The 17,755-nt window shown below is 42.2% G+C and carries 18 protein-coding genes and 1 tRNA gene; 3 read left to right on the plus strand and 16 right to left on the minus strand.

Annotation, left to right across the window (positions count from 1 at the left end; genetic code table 11):
* Positions 1–461: 461 nt before the first annotated feature.
* The 8 genes from H7844_12860 to H7844_12895 are packed head-to-tail and all read right to left on the minus strand — an operon-like array spanning position 462 to position 7,338.
* Entirely contained in the window at positions 462–1,670 is a 1,209-nt protein-coding gene (locus tag H7844_12860) for a U32 family peptidase (GenBank protein ID MEO5358170.1), read from the minus strand.
* Between the two features lie 15 nt (positions 1,671–1,685).
* Positions 1,686–1,952, minus strand: a complete 267-nt coding sequence (locus H7844_12865) for a hypothetical protein (protein MEO5358171.1) — start codon at positions 1,950–1,952, stop codon at positions 1,686–1,688.
* A gap of 2 nt (positions 1,953–1,954) precedes the next feature.
* On the minus strand, positions 1,955–3,373 hold the full coding sequence (atpD, locus tag H7844_12870; protein MEO5358172.1) for a F0F1 ATP synthase subunit beta: 1,419 nt from the start codon (positions 3,371–3,373) through the stop codon (positions 1,955–1,957).
* Positions 3,374–3,394: 21 nt separating this feature from the next.
* Positions 3,395–4,276, minus strand: a complete 882-nt coding sequence (gene atpG, locus H7844_12875) for an ATP synthase F1 subunit gamma (protein ID MEO5358173.1) — start codon at positions 4,274–4,276, stop codon at positions 3,395–3,397.
* A 6-nt stretch (positions 4,277–4,282) separates the two neighbouring features.
* Positions 4,283–5,797, minus strand: coding sequence for a F0F1 ATP synthase subunit alpha (gene atpA, locus H7844_12880; protein MEO5358174.1), 1,515 nt, complete (start codon positions 5,795–5,797; stop codon positions 4,283–4,285).
* Positions 5,798–5,801: 4 nt separating this feature from the next.
* A complete protein-coding gene (gene atpH / locus H7844_12885) occupies positions 5,802–6,344 on the minus strand; it encodes an ATP synthase F1 subunit delta (protein MEO5358175.1) in 543 nt (180 codons plus the stop codon).
* Positions 6,341–6,901: an ATP synthase F0 subunit B gene (locus H7844_12890; protein ID MEO5358176.1), complete on the minus strand. Its 561-nt coding sequence runs from the start codon at positions 6,899–6,901 to the stop codon at positions 6,341–6,343. The genes atpH and H7844_12890 overlap by 4 nt, the downstream gene beginning before the upstream one ends.
* 2 nt (positions 6,902–6,903) lie before the next feature.
* Positions 6,904–7,338: a hypothetical protein gene (locus tag H7844_12895; GenBank protein MEO5358177.1), complete on the minus strand. Its 435-nt coding sequence runs from the start codon at positions 7,336–7,338 to the stop codon at positions 6,904–6,906.
* A gap of 217 nt (positions 7,339–7,555) precedes the next feature.
* On the opposite strand from H7844_12895, the gene H7844_12900 reads away from it, so the two are divergent.
* Both H7844_12900 and H7844_12905 read left to right on the plus strand, forming a co-directional pair.
* Positions 7,556–7,627 (plus strand) — tRNA-Thr (locus tag H7844_12900).
* Between the two features lie 544 nt (positions 7,628–8,171).
* Positions 8,172–8,426, plus strand: coding sequence for a DUF5659 domain-containing protein (locus H7844_12905; GenBank protein ID MEO5358178.1), 255 nt, complete (start codon positions 8,172–8,174; stop codon positions 8,424–8,426).
* 274 nt (positions 8,427–8,700) lie between these two features.
* Here the strand turns inward: H7844_12905 and H7844_12910 are convergent, their stop codons facing one another.
* From H7844_12910 to H7844_12920, 3 genes are all read right to left on the minus strand, one after another.
* A complete protein-coding gene (locus H7844_12910) occupies positions 8,701–8,949 on the minus strand; it encodes a hypothetical protein (protein ID MEO5358179.1) in 249 nt (82 codons plus the stop codon).
* A 206-nt stretch (positions 8,950–9,155) separates the two neighbouring features.
* Positions 9,156–9,626, minus strand: coding sequence for a DUF2335 domain-containing protein (locus tag H7844_12915; protein ID MEO5358180.1), 471 nt, complete (start codon positions 9,624–9,626; stop codon positions 9,156–9,158).
* Positions 9,610–9,792 carry a hypothetical protein gene (locus tag H7844_12920; GenBank protein MEO5358181.1) on the minus strand — a complete coding sequence of 61 codons (183 nt, stop codon included), beginning with the start codon at positions 9,790–9,792 and terminating at the stop codon, positions 9,610–9,612. Before H7844_12920 ends, H7844_12915 begins: the two co-directional genes overlap by 17 nt.
* Before the next feature lie 280 nt (positions 9,793–10,072).
* Between H7844_12920 and H7844_12925 the strand changes: the two genes are divergently transcribed.
* Positions 10,073–10,834 carry an ORF6N domain-containing protein gene (locus H7844_12925; GenBank protein ID MEO5358182.1) on the plus strand — a complete coding sequence of 254 codons (762 nt, stop codon included), beginning with the start codon at positions 10,073–10,075 and terminating at the stop codon, positions 10,832–10,834.
* A 43-nt stretch (positions 10,835–10,877) separates the two neighbouring features.
* Here the strand turns inward: H7844_12925 and H7844_12930 are convergent, their stop codons facing one another.
* The 5 genes from H7844_12930 to H7844_12950 all read right to left on the minus strand — a co-directional run bounded on the left by H7844_12930 (position 10,878) and on the right by H7844_12950 (position 17,698).
* A complete protein-coding gene (locus tag H7844_12930; GenBank protein ID MEO5358183.1) occupies positions 10,878–11,144 on the minus strand; it encodes a type II toxin-antitoxin system mRNA interferase toxin, RelE/StbE family in 267 nt (88 codons plus the stop codon).
* A gap of 1 nt (position 11,145) precedes the next feature.
* Positions 11,146–11,406, minus strand: coding sequence for a hypothetical protein (locus H7844_12935; GenBank protein MEO5358184.1), 261 nt, complete (start codon positions 11,404–11,406; stop codon positions 11,146–11,148).
* Positions 11,407–11,411: 5 nt separating this feature from the next.
* Positions 11,412–11,780: a hypothetical protein gene (locus tag H7844_12940; protein MEO5358185.1), complete on the minus strand. Its 369-nt coding sequence runs from the start codon at positions 11,778–11,780 to the stop codon at positions 11,412–11,414.
* Between the two features lie 60 nt (positions 11,781–11,840).
* The gene (locus tag H7844_12945; protein ID MEO5358186.1) at positions 11,841–12,455 is read right to left on the minus strand and encodes a hypothetical protein; all 615 of its coding nucleotides are present in this window, start codon (positions 12,453–12,455) and stop codon (positions 11,841–11,843) included.
* A gap of 80 nt (positions 12,456–12,535) precedes the next feature.
* Complete coding sequence (locus H7844_12950) at positions 12,536–17,698, minus strand: PBECR2 nuclease fold domain-containing protein (GenBank protein ID MEO5358187.1); 5,163 nt, start codon at positions 17,696–17,698, stop codon at positions 12,536–12,538.
* Positions 17,699–17,755: the final 57 nt, after the last annotated feature.

Raw genomic sequence — 17,755 nt, forward strand, 5'->3', positions numbered from 1 at the left:
CTTGAGCTCAAATTTGGTTTAACCGGACTTGAGCTGATGAATATGGTTAGAGTTATAAATACTGTGGATAAATTGGAAGAGCTCAAGAATCTTATCAAGAAAGCCAATTCACTGGATGAACTGAGGGGGGTTTTGACAAGGAGTGTATAAACAAAGACGGTGCTTACCAGCTGGGTCGATTATGAAATGTACGATTACCTGATATTTTTTGTAATATAAGTCCTTCTGTAGTGATTGAGGGATGGTGACATAACACCATCCCCCGTAAATTTATAATTTTCTGTTAATATGCAAACTTATTAGTACCATCCTCGCAGTTATGTCCTACCAGATTTCGTTTCGGAGAGGTTGTACCCTGAAAACAGCTCTGAGGGGTCAAGGGGAAATCATTTCCCCTTGCGGATGGGTATTAGGGAAGGCAGCGCCTTCCTTAAATATCCTTCTCCCATTATCTTTATTACTCACACGCTGCGGCGGATTATATCGCTTACAGCAGCGGCGGGAGGAAGTGGGATAACGACTGATTGTTCGTTATGAGCGGAGATTATTTCATTTCCATCCGTGTCTTTTATGTGTGTTATCTCAAATTCGGGATTTTGATGATTTATGGTTTGGCATATAAGGGTATCCCCGACTTTTAAATTGTTTCTCAGTGAAACCATGCCTGTACCGTTGCTGTTAAGTGCTTTAATTACGCCTACCAGAGTGTGGGTTGCTTTGTAGATTTCAGTCTCGTTATGGTTATAATCACTCTGGGGCTGGGGCCCTAAAAACATGCCGGTTGTAAACCCCCTGTTTGAGGACATTGCAAGTGTTTGCATCCAGCGCTCTTTTACCTTGTAGGAGTCAGCTGAGAGTGTATCAATTGCCTCTCTGTAAACTCCGGTTACTGCGGCAAGATAGTTTATGCCTTTAATTCTGCCCTCAATTTTAAAGCAGTTAATGCCTGCCTTGCAGAGTTTATCCAGATATGGAAGCATACATAAATCCTTTGAGCTAAGCATGTAAGCACCGCTGTCATCTTCATAGACGGGAAAGTACTCGCCCGGGCGCTTTTCCTCCATAAGTGCATACCGCCACCTGCATGAGTTGGTACAAAGCCCACTGTTGGCGGAGCGATTTGCTAAAAAACTGCTCATATAACATCTTCCGGAGTAGGATATACATATGGAGCCATGTACAAAACACTCCAGTTCAATGGCGACATGCTCTCTTATCTCTGAGATTTCCTCTATAGATAACTCCCTTGAAAGCACAAGCCTTGAGGCTCCCAGCCGCTGCCAAAATTCAGCGCTATTGTAATTGGTTATATTGGCCTGAGTGCTGATATGTATCTGTACCTGAGGTGCATGTTTTGAAATCAGTTCAAACACTCCCGGATCGGAAATTATTACAGCATCGGGAGCTGAGGCTGCCAAAAATCTGATATGTTCTGTTATTAAGCCAATATCTCTGTTGTGCGGAAAAATGTTTATGGTGACGTATGCTTTTTTACCTGCAGCGTGGGTTAATTCGATGGCTTTTTGAAGCTGCTCTTGTGAAAAATTGCCGGACTTTGCCCTTAGACTGAGCTCTGATAAACCAAAATAAACAGCATCCGCCCCGTAGTGCAGTGCAACATTGAGCTTCTCTAAATTCCCTGCCGGAGCAAGCAATTCAGGTTGTTTCATTGAAAGCTTGTTTGCTTATTCAATGTAACCGGCACTGTCGGAAAGTATTAGGACGCTTTCAGGTTCCACCTTTGCGTATGCCGATGCTATTTGTATTTTCTTAATTGCCTTACCCACTCTGTAGGTAAGTAAACCGGTAGCCAGCGTTGTGATAAAGTGGGTATGACCGTAAAGTACCCCGAACTCTCCCTCTGTGCCGGGAGCGACAATCTCGTCAACCTGCTCGGTTATAGTAAACCCCTCAGGAGTTATAATCTTTAGTGTGAGCTTTCCCTCTTCCACTATCAGCCCCTTAACCAACCAAGAGATTTTGCTTTCTCCTCAGCCTCTTCTATTGTTCCAACCATCCAGAAAGCCTGCTCAGGCATGTCATCATATTCCCCTTCGGCAATGGCGTTAAAGCCTTTTATAGTGTCAAAGAGTTTCACATATTTCCCTGGTGTGCCGGTAAAAGTCTCAGCCACATGGAAGGGCTGGCTTAAAAACCTCTGAAGTTTTCTTGCACGTGAAACGGTTATTTTGTCATTTTCCGATAACTCCTCCATACCAAGGATTGCAATAATGTCCTGAAGCTCCTTGTATCGCTGCAGAATCATCTGAACACGTCTTGCTGTAGCGTAGTGTTCCTCACCCAGAACAAGGGGGTCTAAAATTCTTGATGTAGAGTCAAGCGGATCAACAGCAGGATATATACCAAGCTCGGCGATCTTTCTTGATAAAACAACGGTAGCGTCCAGGTGCGTAAATGCCGTAGCAACAGCAGGGTCGGTAAGGTCATCGGCAGGGACATATATTGCCTGCATTGAGGTGATAGAGCCCTTCTTAGTGGTTGTGATTCTCTCCTGCAACTCACCCATATCGGTAGCAAGATTCGGCTGGTATCCAACAGCGGAGGGCATTCTGCCTAAGAGGGCGGAAACTTCCGCACCAGCCAGTGTAAATCTGAATATATTATCTATAAATAATAAAACGTCCTGCCCCTGCTCTCTGAAATACTCCGCAGTGGTAAGGGCTGTCAGAGCAACTCTGAGTCTTGCTCCCGGGGGCTCATTCATCTGTCCGTAAACAAGTGCTGCTTTATTGATGACACCGGATTCTTTCATCTCGCGGTAGAGATCGTTTCCTTCTCTGGTTCTTTCCCCAACGCCGGCAAACACGGAAACACCACCGTGTACCATAGCTATGTTATGTATCATCTCCATAATAACAACAGTCTTACCAACGCCGGCGCCACCGAACATTCCAACCTTTCCACCCCTGACAAATGGAATCATGAGGTCAAAAACCTTAACCCCTGTTTCAAACACCTGTGTTGTAGGTTCTTGCTCAACAAAAGACGGAGCCTCTCTGTGGATTGACCACCGCTCTTCAGTGTTTACCGGGCCGAGTCTGTCTATCGGGTCGCCTACCACATTTATTATTCGTCCCAACATTTCATTTCCAACCGGCACTGTAATCGGCTGTCCGGTGTCAATAGCTGTCATTCCTCTTACAAGGCCGTCAGTAGAGGACATAGCTATGGTTCTAACCATGTTGTCACCTATGTGGGAAGCCACCTCAAGAGTTAAATTTATCTCCGCTAAGTTCTTTTCCGGGTCCGACGGTCTTTGTACCAGTAGTGCGTTGAGGATTTCGGGCAAAGGTCCGTCAAATTCTATATCAACAACCGCCCCAATTACCTGCGCCACCTTTCCCTGTTTCATCTATATATCCTCCTGAACTTATTATTTACTTATAGCTTCCGCACCGCCGACAATATCCATAAGCTCGGATGTGATGGACGCCTGGCGTGCCTTGTTATATTGAAGAGTAAGGGCTGTCAGAAGCTCTTTGGTGTTTTTAGTTGCATTTTCCATAGCCATCATTCTTGCCGCTTCCTCCGACACCCGGGACTCTAAAATTGCTTTAAAAAGCTGAGTTTCCACATACTTGGGAAGCAGGCTTTTTAAAACCTCAGCCTCCGAGGGCTCATATAGATACTTTGAGATAACCTGTGGTGTGGTTGAATCTGCCGCTGTACTGTCGGCAGTTTGAATAGGCAGCATTCTGACAATCTTTACAGACTGTGACAACATGGATTTAAACTCGTTATAAACAAGCACGAACTCATCTGTTTCTTCATTAATAAATCTTTCGATTATCTCATCCGCTATTTTTTTCACATCTCCAAAAACAACATTTTTGTAGAAATCAACCCATGTCTGCCGGGGTTTAATATCAAACCGGCGTAAACCGTCTCTTGCCTTTTTCCCCATAGCTAAGACGGTGGCATCTATTTTTTGTACTGAAAGCTCCCTTAAGAGAAGTGTGGTTTCTCTGATAACATTAGTGTTAAATGCGCCGCAGAGCCCTCTGTCGCTGGTAAGCAGCATTATTTCCACTTTTTTCCGCGGCCTTGCATTTAAAAGGGGATATCCCTCTTTCTGCACGTTAGATAAAATCTGAGTGATAAGGTTATCCAGTTCCGCGTTGTAGGGTCTGGTGGCAAGCATGGCGGTTTGGGCTTTTCTCAGCTTAGATGCAGAAATCATCTGCATAGCTCTTGTAATCTTGCCGGTGCTCTTAACCGACTCTATACGAGTTCTTATTTCTCTTAAATTTCCCATTTATAGTTAATTGTTTATAACAAAGTTTTGTTTAAATTCTTTAAGCGCTTCACCGAGATTTCGTTTAACCTCATCATCTATAGCCTTTTTATCTGCAATTTCTTTTAACAGAGCAGGTTTTTGAGATTTTATGAATGAAAGCAGAGCAGCCTCAAACTCCCTGATCTGAGCTACCGCAACATCATCAACATAACCCTGAGTGCCGGCAAAAAGTACAAGAACCTGTTCTTCAAACGGCATTGGTAGAAATTGGTTTTGTTTGAGTATTTCAACCATTCTCTTGCCACGTTCTATCTGCGCTAAGGTGGACTTATCAAGGTCTGTGCCAAACTGTGCAAAAGCGGCAAGTTCCCTGAACTGGGCCAAGTCAAGTCTTAGAGTACCGGCTACCTGTTTCATAGCTTTTGTTTGAGCAGCGCTTCCGACACGGCTGACTGAGAGGCCGACATTAACAGCAGGCCTTATGCCTGCGTAGAAGAGGTCCGGCTCAAGGTAAATCTGTCCGTCTGTAATGGAGATAACATTTGTCGGAATAAATGCTGATACGTCTCCTGCCTGTGTTTCAATGATTGGCAGTGCCGTAAGGGAGCCAGCCCCTAGATCGTCGGAAAGTTTACAAGCTCTTTCAAGCAGCCTTGAGTGTAAGAAGAAGACGTCACCTGGAAACGCTTCACGGCCCGGAGGGCGCCTAAGCAGAAGGGATAACTGCCTGTATGCAACAGCCTGCTTGCTAAGGTCATCATATATAATAAGAGCGTGTTTCCCCTTATCCCTGAAATACTCACCCATGGCACAGCCTGTGTATGGAGCAAGGTATTGCAGCGGGGCGGGCTCGCTTGCTGTTGCATTAACTATAATTGTATGGTCAAGTGCACCGTATTCTTCCAGTTTTTTTGCAACCCGGACAACGTTTGCATTTTTCTGTCCGACCGCCACATATATACAAAGGACGCCGGAGTCTTTTTGGTTTATAATAGCATCTACGGCGATGGAGGTCTTGCCTGTCTGGCGGTCTCCTATGATAAGTTCTCTCTGTCCGCGGCCAATTGGAATCATGGCATCTATAGCCTTGATACCTGTCTGCATGGGTTCATGTACCGGTTTTCTTTCGACAATTCCTGGGGCAATAACATCAACCTGTCTTCTTTCAGTGGTGTTAATAGGCCCCTTACCGTCTATAGGCATTCCGATGGCATTAACGACCCTTCCCAGCAGAGCATCACCGACGGGTACGTCCATAATGCGTCCGGTACGTTTGACCACCTCAGTTTCTTTAACACGGTTTGAATCACCGAATAAAACCGCCCCGACGGAGTCACTCTCGAGATTTAACGTCATTCCGTAAATACCGCTTGGAAAACTCAACAACTCACCGGCCATAACATTTGTAAGACCATATATTTTTGCAATACCGTCTCCGACGCTAATAACGGTTCCTATTTCGCTTACATCTATTTTTTCCTCAAATCCGTAAATCCCCTTTTTTATAGACTCACTAATCTCTTCAACATTAATTTGCATTTTGCTACTCCTTCGATAGAGCTTCTTTTAAAAGCCTCAACTGGCCCTTAATGCTGGTGTCTAGCACATAGCCGTCTACCTTTATAACTAGTCCGCCCAATATAGATTCATCTGTCATACAGGCGATTTCAACCTTTTTATTTAAACGCTTATACAGGGCATTTTTCAACTTTTCTTCCTTTATTTTATCAATCGGTAAGGGGGTTATTACAGTTACTACACCTTTTTTTGTTTTATCCATGTAAATAGTTCTGAGGATTTCTATAATTAAAGCGAGTCCGGTAATATAATTTTTCTGGGTCAGATTCCTGATGAATTTCTGAACTACTTCCGTGATTTTCAGTTTTTCCGAGATAACAGATACTGCCTTTAAACGCTCCTCAGAATCAAAAGCAGGATTAGTAAATATTGATATTACAGTGGAGTCGGAGAGCAGCACTTTATTAAAAGAATCCAAATCATAGAGAGCTTTTTCAACTTTTTCAAGCCCAATAGAATCAAGCAGGGCTTTAGCGAATCTCTTAGCTACTTTGCTATTGATTTTCAATTTTTACCGCCGATTTGCTCAACAGCATCGTTGAAGAGTTTCTCGCTAATTTGAGCGGTAATCTGCTCTTTTATAGTGCTCTGTGCCATTTCCATAGCGCTTTTCACTGCGTCTTCCTTTATGTCGGCAATAGCCTTCCTCTTTTCAAAAGTGATATTTTGCTCTGTTATTTCCCTGATTTTATCAGTCATGCGTTTAGCATTTTCGATTAATTTTTCTTTTTCAGCCTCACCGGACATGCGTGCAACGTTGATAATCCGCTCGATTTCGCTGTCCTTGAGCTTCAATTGTTTCTCTATTTCATCGAGGGCTTTTTGAGCGAGTATTTTTGTTTCTTTAGCTTCCTCCAGAGTTTTCTCAATTAACCTGGTCCGCTCCGTAAAGTACTCAGACAGAGGCTTTTTTAAGAAGAAGATGATAACGGAAAGGAAAACAGCAAAATTAACAATCATCCAAAACCAATTAGTTGTGTGTGCCGCCTCTTCAGAGGCGTAACCGGTAGTTGCCTCGATAAGAACAGAGCATATAGTAAATAGATATACAAGTGATTTTATCAAACTTAGCTTTCCTTTATGTGGTCATACATTAGTTTGTTGACAATAGTTGCGGAAAGCACAGTGATGACACTCTGTAGTTTTTCCCTGGCTTGTCGTGCCTCGGTGGAGATTTCTTTCATGGCGTTGTTGAGCCTCTCCAGAGCTTCAGTATGAGCCTTTGAGAGCATTTCACTCTGGATAACAAGTCCTTCTTTTCTGAGTCTTGTGAATTCCTCTTTAGCTTTTTCCGAGGCTGCCGCCATTTCCTCTTTTAAAAGGGCAAACGCTCTGTCTCTTTTTTCTGTCAGGGCTTTTACCTCATAGGTGGAATCGTCCCTTATTCGCTGCCGTTCTTTGAATAGGAAGATAAGCGGTTTAAACAATACTGAGTTTAAGATGATAGCCAAAATGACAAAATTGGCTACCAGTACAAGAAACCACGCGTTAAATTCTACCACGTATTATCTCTCCACCTTATAAGTTTTTGAAATAAAAAAATACCAAGCCAACGGTAAATTACCACACAGACAAATAATTGTCAAGCACAAATAAACAAAAATCTTAAATTATTTCTAAGAAGACTGAATATTCTCAAAAAAACATCAGGGTACTTTCTATAAGCGAGTTATTATGTTACTATAGTGTCGTTTAAAATTAGTGTTACAAGTTTCTATTGCCGGGGTAGCACAGTGGCAGTGCAGCTGATTCGTAATCAGCAGGTCGAGGGTTCAAATCCCTTCCCCGGCTCTCAAAAAATCCTTTGTACACCAATGACTTAAATATGCTTTTATGATTAGCTCTGCTCTCGATTTTTAAGCGTTTGTCGTCATGCTGTCGTCATGAGTAAAAAGCACTTATTGAGGTAAATTTTACTGTTAATAAACCTCGACTTTTTGGAAAACAGCTATGTGTCAATAATCGTCAAAAACTATAAAACAATGTCAAAATTGTATGCAAAATGCAGACAGTTTGCATACAATTAATTCAGAAAGTACTTGATGAGAAAAATATAGAAAATTACTATAAAAAAGCGTTAGAGCTGATTAATGGCGGAATAAAAAGATATTATTAAGCAGACTAAAAATTATGTAACTCCTTAACAATAAAGAATAAATCTTACAAACTTACCACCCCCTATAAGTTTGTTTTAGCACCCCCTATAAGTTTGTAATTCCCCAATTTTAGAAACTTCGTACACCCTCTAACTTTCTAATGTAATAAAAAACTTTTTGTGTTAAAATCAAATTCTGGTTTTTTAACCGGAATCATGAATTGAAATGAGAGGTATTAAATGGCAAAAGAAAGTGTACAGAAAATCCCCGTCAATGACATTAATTTATCGGCTTACTTGAATTACAGAGGTATTAAGCCGGAGCTTATACCCCACGGCAGCACCGGTCATATCGCTTTTAATTTTCCCGTTAGTGATAAAACCTATAGGGTTGTTGGTGATTACAACGATAATAAACCCGTACCGGTTTTGGACTTTATGAATTCCCTCCGGTCACTTAAAGCACAAATGATGGCTCTGAAGGCGGGAAAGTGATAAGGCTTTTTTAATCAATCAAGAATTTGGCATGTAATTTTGTTGAAAACTTGTTAAGCACTATTTAAAAACATCAACTATCTCCGCTTAATGCTTCCATGCATACGGTTGTGTTAATATTTATACAGTATGCCACCAAAGCCCACAGGATTGCCTACAAGCCTTTATAAGTGGATAGAAATGAATCCTATAAATAGCTCAACGTAGGACATTGTAGGGAGGCGATTTTAGTATCAAATATAACACTTTCGCTCATACTCATAATCTCTGTAACTCAGTGCATGAAAAATGCTTTCATGACAAGAGATATGACACCGGCAAGCATTATCCCCATCATCCATTTGATAAGAGTTAGTTCGCCTTCTATCTTAGTCATGCGTTCACTTAGTTTAAATATGTCTTCTTTAGTAGCCAAATCCTTACGAGAATTTAATTCAGCATCATTGATAACCTTGACAAGGCTGTCAGTAGCCTCATCCCCTAACTTCTCTCTTAACGCCCTTGGTATCGTTATCACACTCATGGCTGCCTCCTTGCTCTTACTGTTTTATAGTAAAAAAAGTTTGAGCAGGCTGTCAACTCTCTTGACATACACCGGCGCTATGGATTGAGTACCTAACGCAGCTCCTCAGCAAGGTATTACCTACGCTTGCCGACACCAAAGGCGTAAAGGAGGCGGCACATGTTTAATTACTTAAAAAGCCCTAATAAGCGGAACATGACAGCCACTTATTCATGGTCGTTGCTTTGTTTGGATGATTTAAGTTTTTCACCGACAACGAAAACAGTAACGAGCCCTACAACAGTAGTGCCACCAATAATTGAAGCTGTAGTTTGGGCATTAAATGAAACGCAGATTACAGATGCGATTAATCCGGCTAAGCCAATTATAATTCCAAATATTTGCCCAAGTTTTCGTTCTTTTGATTCTATATTGAAAGAGTCTCTATTCAAAGATAAAAAGTCATTATCTATCTTATGTCTATGTTTTTGCTCGTCATCGTCTATCTTATGTCTGTGCTTAACCTCGTCTTCTGCCATTTTCACGATTCGTTCAGCAAGTCCTGGGATAATCCTTTCATATCCTTGCAAAGTAACAGGGTCAGGAATGGGGCCTGTATGGGCTAAATATTGCGCTGTCTTGACTGGAGGTAAAGGATTGCTGATATTTAGCTGGCTGTCTTTATTCTTTTTCGACATTAACAATACTCATCGCATGACGCAAAGCATCACCAACTTTTACCCAATCATTGCGAAGGTTCTCAGCATCTGTTTGGAAAGAGCCAAATTCTTGAGAAGAAGTCTTTCTTTTTGGCAAATACTTGCTGTAATCAGTGTTTGGGCATATATCAAGCACGCTCCCCATCCCTCTAAGTATATTTCTAAGTCGTGTGCTCATCACTTAAAAGATAACACATCTGAAAAATATTTGCAATACTTGACAACCCCCGCTTCCCCGTGCTATCTTAGTGGCGTTCGCAGTGTATTGGAGGCTGCCCATGCCTTAATGGGATTTTTAGTTTTACAGGCATTTTATCGTGCCCGGGTTCCCCGTAGTCGTGAGGCTATGGGCTGTCTTCCAATGGACAGGAACAGAGCCCGGGCATTTTTAATGTCCAAAGCGTTCGCAACATTGGAGGCACAATATGTCTAATCTATCCGCCACCCTCAAAATCGAGGGCAAAGAAGTTACCCAAATTATCTACAAAAGTAAACCCGTTATAACTCTTCAAACAATTAACGAATTACACGAAAGGAAAACCGGCACAGCAGAGAAAAACTTCACAACAAACAAGGCACGCTTTAACGAAAACGAGGATTATTTCAATGTTCCCTACCAAGAATGGAAAAGTATGGTAAAGAGTTTTCCTCCTAGCCAAAAGTTTGACACTCACAAACGAGGTGGTCACAGGGGTTCAATGATTTTCCTAACCGAATCCGGCTACCTGCTCCTCGTAAAGAGCTTCACAGACGAACTATCATGGAAAATCCAACGAGCGCTGGTTAATAGTTACTTTACGGTTAAGACGCTGACGATACAGAAGAACCCGGACTCGCTTGTTGTCGAGACCGAAGCGCTAAAGAAACGCAATAAAGAGCTTGAGGAAAAAGTCAAAGCCCTTGAGAAAGAGAAGCCTGACCCTAAGTTTATGGAGATATGGTTGGAGGGAGATGTGGCGGTGGTTAAGTGGATACATGGAGAGGCTAAGTTTAACATAGAGGCGATAAACCTGTTTATGAAAGCCTTTAGCGCTCATGGGAAGATACCCGGAACTATCGGACAGATGGCTATAGCAAAAGCATCGCTGCTGTTAGGCCAAAAACCGCCGGTTAAGGTAAAAGATTTCAGAGACCCGCATTGGTCTGTAGAGCGGTGTATGCAGGAAGTCGGGGAATTAGTTCACTGATGACGGCTGTATGTATAAGAGCGGGGGGCGCTAATGCCCCCTTTTAATAAACCTCGTAGTGAGAGCCGATGTTGAGGAGATGAACAGTGTCCTCGGATAGTTCAAATACTATGCGGATGTCTGGGGTTACCGAACAGGAGTACCTGCCGCTGAAGTTACCTGAGAGGGCATGTGTTTTAAGCGATGGGGTGAAAGGATTATCCCGTAATGTCTCTAAGGTTTTTGATAACTTTGCAGTAAGGGGCTGTGAGTTTTTAGTAATTTTAGACGCTTGCCGGACGAAAGGCTTTTTGAAATTCAACTTAGGCAAACTATTCTTTCCAATTTTTAATGAATTCCATAGCCTCTTCCACCGTATCAAACGTATAACCTTCTTCTTGTTCAAATCTAAGCGTTTCCTCAACAAACTCTTTATGCCTGCGTTCTTTATCAGCAAGGTATGCCGCAAAGTCAGACACTTCTTTCAAGCGTTCAATAGACAGGCTGCGCAGTGTTTCATCTATCCGCTCAATGTATCCCTGTTGGTCAGTGATTTCAGGGGGCTTTTCAGTTTCTATAATAGTTTCGTTCATAGGAGTTACTTGACGATACCTAAGAGTTTGGAGATTAAATCTAACGCACGGGGATTAGACAGAATGATAAGAAAGGCAAGAACGAGGAAATACAGCTTCATTTTCCATTCTAAATCGCTTTTGAGAACCTTCATTTCGCCTGAAAGCCTTGTTTCCACCTTTGTTATTTCGCCTGAAAGTCTTGTTTCTACTAATTGCAAATTGCCCTCGGTAGCCAAATCTTTAGATAATTCCTCTTTTATCTCTGTTTTCATTCCAGAGGAAAAATCAGTTGTTTCTTTAATAACCTCGGCAATCTCTTTAGCAGCCTTTTCACTGAGCTCAGCGTCTTTCAACCGCTCGTATATCTTTAAGGTGTCTATCGTTGTTGCCATGTTCTTAACTTACCATAAAAGCAAAAGAATTGCAAGAGGCTTGTCATACTCTCCCCCTGTTTACATCGTCAACGCCTGTCTTTTCCGCTCAATAACTTCCCGTCTGTCTTTCAATGGAATGCTTGTAACTGACTTTTGCGCAAGCAACTGTCTTAGGGTTTTCTTTTCCTCATTGTTTGCCGCTTCATACACCTTTAAAGCCTCAATTATACTGAGATGTTTAAACCCGCTCTGAAGCTGTGTTAGCCTGCTGTTTCTCACCATATCCATTGCTTCTTTAGGCGTTATCGTGCCCTCTTTGAGAGCACTTACAACCATATCATGACCTTTAGTCGGGTCCATAAATAGCTGACGCTGTAGCCTCTTTTCATTGTCTGCCCTGCCCTGTTGCTCTGATGTGCGGCCGCCTATCGGCACTTTCTGTGACATGATTTCACTCATCACATTTTCTGCCTTAGAGCGTACAAACTCTGCAGGCGCCGGTGTTATGCCAATAAATGGCAACAACGATTTCACGGTTACCTCACCGCTAAGTTTATTTTCCCTAATCATTCCTCTTATCCCAAACGGCACTCCGGAGGCGGCAGCATGTAAAAGTAAGTCAGCGCCTTTCTTGTAAAATGGATCATCCTCATTGATTATTTTAGCGCCATAAAAATCTTTATTCTTTAACATTTCAACTATCAGAGATATTAACGGATGCGCTTTGTTGCCTGCCGTGGTCAGCGGTTTTTCTGACCAGTGGATAACATCTTTTAAATAAGCAGGCAGAGATAATCTCTCCGGCCGGCAAACATTTTGTTAAATGCAATTACGCCTTGTCTCATCAGTGGTGATATTTCCTGAAACTTCCCTCTTTCTGTAGCGTTAATAAAATCAACCCGTTCTTCGCTGCTAAGAGTGTTCATATGGTCTCTGTACGTTTTTAAGGCTTTACCTGAAATAACTGTCTTTCTTGTGTACTCCGCTAACCAATTCCTTAAAGTGCCTGCCGTTACCTTTGCAGCATCAGACATTGTGGACGGCGCAAATATTGATTGTATATCCTTGCCGATTGCCCTAATGTTGCTCTTGATGCTGTCGTATTTATCTTTAATCGTTTCGTCTTCTTTCGGCTGGCCTAAAGAGAAAGACAGGTTATCCCCTCCGGGTGTCTTGACATCTTTAAGTAAATCATTTAAACTAATAGTAGAAGCCTGTTGCCCCGTACGAGGCGCGCTGCCTGAAAAGGTATCGTCCGTGCGCAAAGCTCGACCCGCAGCAGGCTTTTCTATTTCTGTAAGGCTATGGTCATAAAAACGCTTTCCTTCGTTGGTTTCTTTTACTGTAAGCTTTGCTCTGTAAAGTTTTCCTGATATTTCTAAGGGAGCATAAAACCTATGTATGCTTTTAATGTTTGGGTCAGAGTACCTATCTGCTCGGCTTTCGTGCAATACAGCATTTTCTAACAGTTCAGGGATAGCTCTTATTGCCTCAATATGTTCTAACGAACGTTCACCACTTAACGCTTTTTCAATTCCAGCTCTGTTTATCTGGATTTTCCATCCTGTATCTTCATTAATGAATTCTTTCTTCTGCAAGTTCTCTTTAGCCCATTGTTTAGCCTCTTTCCGTGCCTGCCATAGTTTATCGCTAAATACCTTATCGCTAATTCCAGTTATCCTTACGTTTCTTTCAGAGTTATCATCAGCAATATTTAATTCCCTGTCGGCCATTTTACCTGAGAGCACATCATTAAATATGTCCGTATGGTTTTTAAAGCCCTGTCCTCTCAGGTAATTACCAATGCTTTCAAAGAAATCGAGGATTTTATTAAAGATTTTCCTGACCGGTTCAGGTATCAAGGTTTTTGGTCTGGCGCCGTTAAGTTTTTCGTCTGCATATTTAGCAAATCCATCGGCGTAGTTTTCCTGCCAGTCTTTATCGCCCTTGCTGTATTTGTTCTCAAGGATAGCTCTTTCCTTATCGGTCAGAAGGGTTTTCTCAACCACGTGTCCTATTTCGTGATAAGCCGTCCTGATAGTGTTAACGTCAGGATTATCGCTGATTGCAAGTTTAACAACTGCAATGGCTTGTTTCTCGTTAAGTTTAAAAACCTGAGTGCTGCCGTGGACGCTGAGTTCCGCAAGCTCTTTATCCGTCAATTCGTCAGGCTCAAGCCCGTGTGCCCGCAACCCTTCTTTTTGTGCTTCCGTCATAGTCTCTTTTGTTAATGTTTCAGGCAAGTCTAAGCCAGCATCAATGTGGAGATACTTGTTATTCCCTAATGCGTTTAGTGCACGACTCCACGCAACAACAACTTTATCCCTATTAGCCCTGAGAATGTCGGCTCTGGAGAGCCCCGTATTGACAGACTCGGTTGGCTGTGGTAAAATATAATTGTCTGGAGAGGAAGGCACGGCCTCTTTTGCAGGCTTGGGGATATCAGATGCGGCTATGGTGTCTTTCAGAGAAGCCGACGGGGCAGTTGATACCGGTAAGCTGCCTTTGAGTGCATCCGGCAATATAGACTCCCCTTTAAGTAAGTTTGTCTCCCATCTCCTGATATTGGAAAGAGGGATATTCGTAACGTAAAACGTGCCGTCCGGCTTTACTTTAACGATTGTCGCATGTAGTTTAATCCCACCATCTTTAAATATTTTTATATAAGTATGTTCACCATCAACATCTCTTATATCATTCGGCCTTTCTAGTGTAGGCCTTATAAAATTAACAAAATCCTTCCGACTCTTATCTTCATGTGCTGCCAGCTTTAAGTAATGCTTTTTCATTATTGTTACAGTTTCTATCGGCGTGGTTATTTCAGATGTTGTTTTGCCGAATAGCCCAAACTCATTAAAAAATACTTCCTGATAGTTTCCTGTTACTCTTGCCGGCTCTTTTTCAATAGAGTGTCTGTGTTCCTCAATAAATTTAATTACTTCAGGAGATTTGGTTTTACCTCTAATTTCGGACATCTCTTTGTCGGTTATTCCCGTCGTAGTAGTTTTTTTGCTTATTGAAAAAGAAACACTGTTATCATATTCCCTTTCTGCCTGCTTCTGTATTATCCGTGTGCCCTCTTCAATCACCTTATCAAGCATATTCCACTGTGAATCTTTTAACCCTAAAGCATTTTTGACAAAATTAACAAACTTATCCCACAAGGTTGTCTTTTGTTTTACAGGCGCTCCTTCATCTGGTATGCTCTTGAGAAAATCCTGGAATTCTTTGTTTGTAAAGGCTTCTGCTAAAAATTCATGGTCATTCTTCATCCCATAGTATTTATTCTTGCTCTCATCTAAATGGTTATCTTTAATTGCTTGCCTGATTTTATAAATAGTATCATCGCCACTTATGTAAAGATATTTTGACGTTGCATCGTGGATAATTTCATGTAACCCGGCAGTCATTAACTTTTTAATTGAGGAGCCTCCATATTTGCCTCTAAGTCCAAAAAAGTTTAGCTCAATCTTGTTCGGATTTCCAAAGGTATGAAGACCTCCCGATTCAAATACAAATGGCGATGTTGATGGCATTGATTGTATAATGGTCTGCTCAAGTTGCTTGACAATGTATGGATTTAATAGCATTGCTTTTGCTATTTCTTTCTCTTGACTATTCCCATGTATAGAAATCAAAGACACTAAGTCGTTTCCTCGTACTTCACCTTTTTGCACTTTATCAAAAAAACCATCTTTACCAAAGATGACTTTGCCAAGCTTTTTGTCTTCTTCTGATAGCGCAAGCTTGCTCTTGTCTCTATCAGAAAATTGTGTCTCCTCCCCGCTTCCTTTAATAGCATCGTTCTTGACAGACTCGCCCTCTTGTGGTATATTAGAGGTAGATTCATCAAGGGGTCTGCCTGCCGTGGGTGGGTGTTCGTGGAGCATTGGGGCAGCAGTGTAGATTTCACGGGCCGACGTAGAATATAACACTTCACCTTTCTTGATGGATTTAATTAAAACCTCTGATTCTTTGGGATGGCTACTTATAGATATTTCTTTTCCGTCTTTTTGGATAGTGATTGATGTGAAATATGTGTTTTTATTTTCGTCAACAAATGGTTTTATGTAAATTCGCTTTGTATCCCTTTCCGCTCCTTCTTTTGGGTCGTGGACTTCCACCACATACAAAGGGTCTGTTAAAGTCGGCTTAATTAGCCCGAAATATTTCTCTCTGCTTTTAGCCTTTAGTTTTATATATTGGTTTCTACCAAGAGTCACGTCACCGACAGGCGTTTTAACTGTTTGGTTTTCCCCAAATTCGCTTTTCCAAGTCTCCGGAGTAAGTTTTAATTCTCTAAACGGTGCGGCATTGTCTTTAAGCGTCTTCAATATCGCATCATCACGGCCTATTGAAAAAGATATGCCGGTGGACTCCGGCGGTGTTATGGGTGGTTGGTTTTCAGTTGTTTTATTTGTGGATACCTCAGAGGGGGGCTGCCCCTCTGCTATTGCTCTTTGGGCTTCAGGTGCGGGTGCTTCCGGTCGTATTCCTCGCTGCGCTTCTGGCTCTGCGCTATGCGTTCCTTGAGCACTTTGTCCAACTCTTCCGGCTTGTTTATCAGATGAGATAGCCCCAGCCTCTGCAATCTTGCTTCCTGTGACATCTTCCCCTCCTTTCTCTAACTCTCTCTTTGCCTGTGCAGTTATTTCATCTGCTGCTTTCTTTGCTTCAAAGAAGCTACCACCGTCTTTAAAGTTAGCAACCCCGTAATAAATCCCAGTGCCAGTCTCTTTGTGAAGTTTGGGATGGTATAATGTGTCCAGCCCATTCTCTTTTACATACGCATCTACATTCAGTTTAGCACGGTCTAACACAATTTGCAATTGTTTTTTGTCAATATCAGGAGCTAATACACTAAACTCATCGCCGCCCTGTCGAAATACCTGAGCTTTTGGTATGCTTTTATTTACTGTATCCTTTATTATCTGCGCCATCGCACTGAGATGTACGTCTGCGGCCGCATTTGATCCCGCTGCTTTATTTAACCCGCCAAGGTTTAAAACATCTATGTCACCATAGGCAAATTGCCTTTCATCTTTAACATGACTCTCCCATGCTCTCTCAGTTGCTGACTTATATGCTGTAGGTACTTGAAAGCCGGTAACAGGGTCAACATCTCGTGATTCTCTGTATGCTGTTTTTAAATGACTCTTTAGAATGTCCTGAGCTAAATTTGAATCCATGGGAATATTGTGTGCAGATATAAGAGATAGTGCATCCTTTCTTGCGGTATCTGCCGCTGCCTGTTGTTCTACTTCTGTATTAGAAAGAAATTCCGGATGCTTTGTAACAGGTGTTTTTAAAATAGTGTTATCGTAAATATGATATTTCCGGCCGTCTGTCATAGCCGCTCTGTCAGCATCACCATAGCCTAAGTCTTTAAGGCCTCTATCTATCTTCTCTGGTGCGGGAGGCGTTTCCGGTAAAGGCTGTGTTACCCCTGCCTGTTCTGTCGGCTGGGGTTTTTCTGCGCCTTTTGCCGCCTGTAACGTATCCCACGCTTTCTGCGGGTCTTTGGCTAACTTCATTGCATCCTGCTTTGACAAACCGGCCACATCAACTAACTGTTTCCTGACATCCGGCGTTACCTTGAACCCGTCCGGCATAGTGGTAGCAGGGGAATCACCTTTGGGGAGATTGACAGCCATGTCGGAATTTGATACAATATCATCAGTAAGAAGGTTGCTTTGGCCACGAGCGCCAAGCTCAACACCCTGAGATGCTGTAGGTGTTGGGTATATAAGTGGGGCAAGGGGCTCAGTCTTGTCGAAGGGGTTTCCGCTCCTTTCCCAAATCAGCTTTCTCTCACCATTAGCTGGATATTTAGGTGGTGCGATAAAAGCCGATGAAACCCCATAATGACTGCCATTGTCTTCTTTTGCTAACTCTACAACTGCTAATTTAGCGCCGCCATTTTGCTTGACTAACATTAACCTGCCGTTTGGTTGTTGCCAAATCTGGTTATAGTTTGACGCTACGTCATTAAT

It is taken from the genome of Nitrospirae bacterium YQR-1, assembly GCA_039908095.1.
Lineage (GTDB): Bacteria > Nitrospirota > Thermodesulfovibrionia > Thermodesulfovibrionales > Magnetobacteriaceae > Magnetomonas.